Here is a 6416-nt window from a genome sequence, read left to right as displayed (position 1 = left end):
TGATCCCCGGCCAGCTGATGGCGGCAGCCTCACCGTTTGCCTATGCATGGCTGAATAAAACGCTGGGGATCGCGGGTACAATGTGGGTTTCAACGGGGCTGACGCTGGTGATTGCCGGGCTGGCGATAGCCATTGTGCGCCGTCCCGGAAGGCAAAGTGTATCGCACTGTATCCCGCGGGCCACGGTGACGAACGAGTACAAAACGCCCCCTCCGGCAAATATCTCCGATACATAAAAATGGTTTTCTTTCCCTGTCGCCATTGAGAACCGATGAGGAGAGAGACCGATGATCCGTCGTTATGCACTTATCCCCCTGCTTGTCCTGGCATCTGTAGCCCATGCCCAGGCCACACCGCTGGACAACCTGAGCGCCGCGGACGTTAACGGCCCCGCCGCCGTTGCGCCGCTGGCGCAGCCGCAGCCGCCCGCAAAGCTGATAGTCGATCCGCCGCTTGCCGGGCCGCTGAGCAAAGGCGCGGTGTTTATTCAGTACCGCGCCGAAAACCTGCGCATCGAGCCGGTGTTCGGGCCCGACGCGCTCAAGGTCACCCCGCGCATCGGGCACATTCACGTGGTGGTGGATGACGCGCCGTGGCACTGGGCTGACGCCAGCGGAGAGCCGGTGATCCTGGTGGGGCTGCCCGCAGGGAAACACAAGGTGACCATTATTCTGGCCGGCCCGACGCATAAGCCGCTCGATCACAAAACCCTTGAATTCACCGTACCGCCCCACGCGGCGGTCCACCATTTTTAAGGAATCTGAAAATGAAAGCACTGTCTGTACTGACGGCAGGCCTGCTGGCGCTTTCCGCCAGCGCCTTTGCACAGAGCAAAACCAGCGTCGTGCTGGTACACGGCGCATTTGCCGACGGCAGCAGCTGGAATAAGGTCATTACCCTGTTGCAGAAACAGCACGCAGAGGTCATTGCCGTCCAGCTACCGCTCACGTCGCTAAAAGATGACGTTGCCGCCACGCGACGAGCCATCGAGCGCGCCCAGGGCGATGTCGTACTGGTGGGTCACTCCTGGGGCGGCACCGTTATTAGCGAAGCAGGCAACAATGCGCGAGTAAAATCACTGGTGTATGTGGCGGCGTTCGCGCCGGATTCCGGTCAGTCGACGGCGGATCTGGCAGAAAGATTCCCTGCGCCGCCGGGCAGCGCGGGCATTGCCAAAACGGCGGACGGCTATTTATATCTGCCAACGGACGCCGTCAGGAAGGATTTCGCGCCGGATGTGACGCCAGACATTCAAAACACGATTGCAGCGACGCAGGGGCCGATTAAGGCCGAGGCGTTTGGTGAAAAGGTCGCCCATGCGGCGTGGCATGATAAACCGAGCTGGTTTGTGGTCAGCAAGAATGACCGAATGATCAACCCCGATCTTGAACGGGCGATGGCGAAGACGATCCATGCGAAAACCGCAGAGGTGGCAGCGAGCCACGTGTCGATGGTCAGCCAGCCGCAGATCGTTGCCCGGACGATTGAGCAGGCGATCAGGAGCAATTAACAACAGCGGCGGCTTATTCAACTTTCTGCACTTCCGTATCCCCAGGCAGCAGCGCAGTGCCGTCCTGCGCTGCTGGCGCCATAAAGGGAACCGGCTTGCCCGTCCGCCTGTCGACCAACAGCGAGTGGCGCTCGCCCTGCGCAAACAGATGCTGTTCTCCCCACTGACGCAGCGCCACGACCACGGGGAAAAGGCTCTCACCTTTGTCGGTCAGGACATATTCCTGATACGCCGTACCGTCAGATGCCCCCTGTAACGTCAGGATGTCCGCATCTACAAGCTTGCGAAGCCGGTCAGAAAGGATGTTGCGCGCCACCCCGAGGCTACGCTGAAAATCCCCGAAGCGCGTCATGCCGTCAAACGCATTGCGCACGATAAGCAGCGACCAGCGATCCCCGATCGCCTCGACGCTGCGGGCAACGGGACAATATTCCGCTTTAACCGTCTTTTGGGACATCTCGTATTTTCCTCGCAAAGGCCACCCCGCAACCAGTTGCATTTTAAAACCACATAGCCTAGCATTCAACCAGTTTCATTTTAAAACCAGATTATCTCAGGCGAGGAATGTTAAACATGTCAGTGACATCAGCTCCTCTTTCAGCCGACATGCCACGCAGCATGGTCTGGCTGTTCGCCACTGCCAGCGGCTTAAGCGTGGCAAATGTCTATTACGCCCAGCCTTTGCTTGACGCGCTGGCGAACGATTTCGGCATCAGCCATGCGGCCGTGGGTGGCGTGGTGACCGCGACACAAATTGGCTGCGCGCTGGCTCTTTTGCTTGTGGTTCCTCTGGGTGACAAAGTGGATCGTCGAGGGCTGATGGCAATACAGCTGATTGCTCTGGTGGTTGCGCTGATTTCCGTCAGCCTGGCACAGTCCCCCTCGGCGCTGCTTTTCGGTATGCTTGCGACCGGTATGCTGGGTACGGCCATGACACAGGGGCTGATTGCCTACGCCGCCAGCGCCGCGTCGCCGCATGAACAAGGCCGCGTTGTCGGCGCAGCGCAGGGCGGCGTGTTCATGGGTCTGCTGCTCGCGCGCGTCTTTGCTGGCGGCATCAGCGATATCGCGGGCTGGCGCGGGGTTTATCTGTGTGCCGCCGCGCTGATGCTCATCATTGCGTTACCGCTGTGGTGGAGGCTCCCCACTCTGCCAGCCGTCACTGCCACGATGAGCTACCCGCGGCTGATTGGCTCAATGCTTACACTGTTGCGGCAGGAAAAAGTGCTGCAGATACGCGGCGTGCTGGCGCTGCTGATGTTTGCATCGTTCAACATTTTCTGGAGCGCGCTGGTGCTGCCGCTGAGCGCTCCGCCCTTTAGCTTCTCGCATACCGTGATTGGCGCGTTTGGACTGGCAGGCGCAGTGGGGGCGCTGGCGGCTGGCCGGGCAGGACGCTGGGCCGATCGGGGATATGCCCAACGCACCAGCGCTGCGGCGCTGGTGATGCTGCTGTTGGCATGGTGGCCGTTGTCGCTGATGGACCGTTCACTCGGGATCATGCTTATCGGCATCATACTGCTCGATTTGGGGGGACAGGCGCTGCACGTCACCAACCAGAGCATGATCTTTCGCATCCGTCCCGAGGCGCACAGCCGGCTGGTCGGGCTTTACATGCTGTTTTATGCCGTCGGCAGCGGGCTCGGCGCACTCGGCACGACGATGACGTATGCCTTTGCCGGCTGGCCGGGCGTCTGCCTGCTTGGCGCCTCGGTCAGCCTGCTGGCGCTGGTGTTCTGGTGGCTAACCCGCGTTAGCTACCACCATCCGCGGGATAATCCCGATTAATCCACGCGTGGTCCTCCTCCCAGGTGAACATCCATTTGCGCACCGGCCCCGCCATCATATTGAGGTAGTAGCTGTCATACCCGGCCATCGTCGCTACCGGATGGTAGCCCTTCGGCACCATGACCACGTCACGGTTATAGACCGCCATACACTCATCCAGCGCTCTGTCGTCGGTGTAGACGCGCTGCATGCAGAACCCCTGCTCCGGGTTGAGGCGATGGTAGTAGGTCTCCTCCAGATACGTCTCCTGAGGCGGGTTATCCGTGTCGTGTTTGTGGCTCGGATACGAGCTGGTACAGCCCTCGTTGGTCCACACCTCCACCACCAGCAGGCTGTCGGCGGGCCTGTCTTCCGGCAAAATGTTATGCACATAGCGCTGGTTGTGCCCCTTACCGCGCGCTTCGCCGGCGATATCCTGCGGGGCAATCAGCCGTGTCGGATGCGTGCCCTTGCCCGGCGCGGCGCAGACCGCCAGCTCCAGCGTCGTCAGCGCCTTCACCTGCACCGTCTCCTGCGGGGTGACGTACACCGCCCACGGCTTGATGCGCTCGAACGGGCTCATCCGCTCGCCGATGTCGTCAAACTGCGCGGAAGGCGTGCTGATGGAGGCGCGTCCGGCGACCAGCACCAGACAGCGCTCTTCGCGCACGGCGGGCAGCGTCAGCGTCTGCCCCTCCTGCAGTTCATACGCCTCAAAGCCGACGTATCCCCACCCTGCGCTCTCCGGCGTGACGGACTGGGTGCGCCCCTCCGCGTTCGGCTGTTGCCAGCGTGATAACAGACGTGACATGTCACCTCCTTAAATCAGTCCGGCGTCGCGCGCCAGGCGGTTCAGGTTGTTATATCCCAGACGGGCGTAGGTCAGCGGATGGGCGATGGCCGGATCCTGCTCGGCCTCGACCACCAGCCAGCCGTGATAGTCCTGCGCCTTCAGCAGCCGCATAATCGGCGGATAATCGACGCAGCCGTCGCCCGGCACGGTAAAGACGCCGCTCAGCACCGCGTCGAGGAAGCTGGTTTTACGGTTTTTCACGTCCGCCAGCACGTCGGCGCGCACGTCTTTACAGTGAACGTGGTTGATGCGCGACGCCCAGCGCTGCGCCACCGCCAGCGGATCGGCCCCGGCAAAGGTCAGATGGCCGGTATCAAGCAGTAGCCCCACCGCGTCGCCGGTGTGGGTCATCAGGTTGTCCACGTCGTCGGCGGACTCAATCACCGTGCCCATATGGTGATGGTAGGCAATCTGGACTCCCTGCTGCTGGGTGTAGCGGGCAAATTCGGTGAGCTTCTCGCCGTACTCTTTCCAGCGCGCCTGCGGGAAGCGCGGGCGCAGGTGCACCGGGGTCTGCTGCTCGCCGTGAATGCAGCCGCTCACTTCCGCAAAGACCAGCACCTTCGCCCCCAGCTCGCGCAGCAGCGTCAGGTGGGACTGCACGGCGGCGATCTCCTCCTCCACGCTGCGCTCCAGCAGGCGGCCGGAATACCAGCCGGAGACCAGCTGCAGGTCGTGGCGCTGCAGGATGGGGCCAAGCAGGCGCGCTTCGCGCGGGAACTTATTGCCCAGCTCGAAACCGGCGAAACCGGCCTCTTTCCCTTCGCTCAGGCAGGTCTCCAGCGACGTTTCCGCGCCGAGAGAAGGCAGATCGTCATTCGTCCACGTCAGCGGGTTAATGCCCAGTTGTACACTCATTGTCGTCTCCATTATGCGTGTCCGCGCTCGCGCCACCAGGCGATAAGCTGCAGGTAGTTGTCCCGGATGCGCGCCACCAGCTGCGCATCGTCAATATCGTGCTTCAGCCACGCGCGAGAGGCATCGCCAAACAGCGTGCGCCCCACGGCGAAGCCTTTCACCAGCGTCTGCCCCGCTGCCGCTTTAAAGTCGGCGCGCAGCTGTTCCGCCGGGGCGTCCAGACCGAGGATCACCACCCCGCGGCAGTGCGGGTCCCGGCGTTCGATAATCTCGCTCAGCGCCGTCCAGCCGTCGGCGGAGAGCGGCGGTAGCTTCCACCAGTCCGGGTAAATGCCGAGGTTGTAAAAGCGGGAGATGGCGCGCAGGTAGAGCTCGTCGCTGCGCGGCATGCTTGCGGGCAGGATCACCTCCAGCAGCAGCTCGTGCCCGGACTGGCAGCAGGCGTGATACACCTCGGCAATTTTCTGCTCCTGCTCCAGGCGCAGGCCGTGGGCGTCTTCCGGATGGAAAAAGACCAGGCACTTCACCACATGCTCCTGCGGCCAGCTGATGAGCTGGGTGCCGATGTTGCCGTGCTCCATCTCCAGCGGACGCGAGCCCGGCAGCTCGATGGGGCGGCCAATCCACCACCCTTCCCCGGTGATCGCGTTCAGCGCGTCCTGACCAAAGGTGCCGTCGCACAGCAGACCGGCTTTACCCTCCAGCCCGGCACGGCTCGCCGCCTCGCGGCTGGCCTGCAGGATCAGCTGCTTCAGCGCCGGAATGCGCTTAAGCGACGCGCCGCACTGCAGCGCCATATCCTCAAGCTGGCTGCGGTGGTCGAAGGCCATCACGCACAGCTCCGGCCACTCGCGGCGGCGGGTGGTCACCCGGTGGAGGTGGTTAAGACGCGGGTCGAGATCCGGGCGCGGCACGTTCGCAGCGCGGGAGAGATAGTCATCCAGCTCGATTTTGCTCGGCATGGCCGGGGCGCAGCCGTGGCGCGAGACCACCAGCGCGCCGCAGGCGTTGGCGTAGCGGCACGCCTGCTCCCAGCCCTCGTCGTTCAGGTAGCCGCGCAGCAGGCCGGACATAAACGCGTCCCCCGCCCCGAGGACGTTCAGCACCTCCACGCGCACGCCGGTCACCGTCAGGCCGTCGTCCAGCCGGGGCGGAATGGCGTCGGTGTAGACCGAGCAGCCGAGCGCACCGCGTTTGCAGACCAGCGTAGCTTCACTGACTGAGCGCACCTGCCCCAGCGCCTGCAGGGTCTCCGTGCTGCCGCCCGCAATGTGAAACTCCTCTTCGGTGCCGACAATGACGTCGAAGAGGTGCAGCACCTCCTGCAGCTCGCGGGTGACCTTATCGGCGGCGATAAAGCGCGTTTCACCGTCGCCTAAGGAGGTCAGCCCCCACAGCACCGGACGGTAGTCGATGTCCAGCACCGTG

7 protein-coding genes and 1 pseudogene are annotated in these 6416 nt (G+C 63.0%); 4 read left to right on the top strand and 4 right to left on the bottom strand.

What is annotated here, in order from left to right; all coding sequences use genetic code 11:
* The 3 genes and pseudogenes from DOU50_RS01545 to DOU50_RS01535 form a co-directional block, all read left to right on the top strand.
* A pseudogene (locus DOU50_RS01545) lies at positions 1–236 on the top strand (MFS transporter); the annotation flags it as partial.
* A 51-nt stretch (positions 237–287) separates the two neighbouring features.
* Complete coding sequence (locus DOU50_RS01540) at positions 288–755, top strand: DUF6130 family protein (RefSeq protein WP_148768607.1); 468 nt, start codon at positions 288–290, stop codon at positions 753–755.
* Between the two features lie 11 nt (positions 756–766).
* On the top strand, positions 767–1510 hold the full coding sequence (locus DOU50_RS01535; RefSeq protein ID WP_148768606.1) for an alpha/beta fold hydrolase: 744 nt from the start codon (positions 767–769) through the stop codon (positions 1508–1510).
* A gap of 13 nt (positions 1511–1523) precedes the next feature.
* Here the strand turns inward: DOU50_RS01535 and DOU50_RS01530 are convergent, their stop codons facing one another.
* Entirely contained in the window at positions 1524–1967 is a 444-nt protein-coding gene (locus tag DOU50_RS01530) for a winged helix-turn-helix transcriptional regulator (RefSeq protein ID WP_032646804.1), read from the bottom strand.
* Positions 1968–2083: 116 nt separating this feature from the next.
* Here DOU50_RS01530 and DOU50_RS01525 point away from each other — a divergent pair, with 116 nt between their 5' ends.
* A complete protein-coding gene (locus DOU50_RS01525) occupies positions 2084–3298 on the top strand; it encodes an MFS transporter (protein WP_228117494.1) in 1215 nt (404 codons plus the stop codon).
* Here the strand turns inward: DOU50_RS01525 and iolB are convergent.
* The 3 genes from iolB to DOU50_RS01510 form a co-directional block, all read right to left on the bottom strand.
* Positions 3264–4088, bottom strand: coding sequence for a 5-deoxy-glucuronate isomerase (iolB, locus tag DOU50_RS01520; RefSeq protein WP_148768604.1), 825 nt, complete (start codon positions 4086–4088; stop codon positions 3264–3266). The two genes, DOU50_RS01525 and iolB, sit on opposite strands and share 35 nt — an antisense overlap.
* A gap of 9 nt (positions 4089–4097) precedes the next feature.
* On the bottom strand, positions 4098–4988 hold the full coding sequence (iolE, locus tag DOU50_RS01515; protein ID WP_024907546.1) for a myo-inosose-2 dehydratase: 891 nt from the start codon (positions 4986–4988) through the stop codon (positions 4098–4100).
* 11 nt (positions 4989–4999) lie between these two features.
* Positions 5000–6416, bottom strand: a 1417-nt coding sequence (locus tag DOU50_RS01510) for a bifunctional 5-dehydro-2-deoxygluconokinase/5-dehydro-2-deoxyphosphogluconate aldolase (RefSeq protein WP_148768603.1), incomplete at its 5' end; no start/stop codon positions are given.

It is taken from the genome of Enterobacter sp. C6 (assembly GCF_008122455.1).
Lineage (GTDB): Bacteria > Pseudomonadota > Gammaproteobacteria > Enterobacterales > Enterobacteriaceae > Enterobacter > Enterobacter pseudoroggenkampii.
This window is presented reverse-complemented; position numbering and strand designations above follow the sequence as displayed.

Bases quoted from the DNA above. Each gene is read 5' to 3' on its own strand.
- DOU50_RS01540 (WP_148768607.1), top strand. From the start codon at position 288: ATGATCCGTCGTTATGCACTTATCCCCCTGCTTGTCCTGGCATCTGTA.
- DOU50_RS01535 (WP_148768606.1), top strand. From the start codon at position 767: ATGAAAGCACTGTCTGTACTGACGGCAGGCCTGCTGGCGCTTTCCGCC.
- DOU50_RS01530 (WP_032646804.1), bottom strand. From the start codon at position 1,967: ATGTCCCAAAAGACGGTTAAAGCGGAATATTGTCCCGTTGCCCGCAGC.
- DOU50_RS01525 (WP_228117494.1), top strand. From the start codon at position 2,084: ATGTCAGTGACATCAGCTCCTCTTTCAGCCGACATGCCACGCAGCATG.
- iolB (WP_148768604.1), bottom strand. From the start codon at position 4,088: ATGTCACGTCTGTTATCACGCTGGCAACAGCCGAACGCGGAGGGGCGC.
- iolE (WP_024907546.1), bottom strand. From the start codon at position 4,988: ATGAGTGTACAACTGGGCATTAACCCGCTGACGTGGACGAATGACGAT.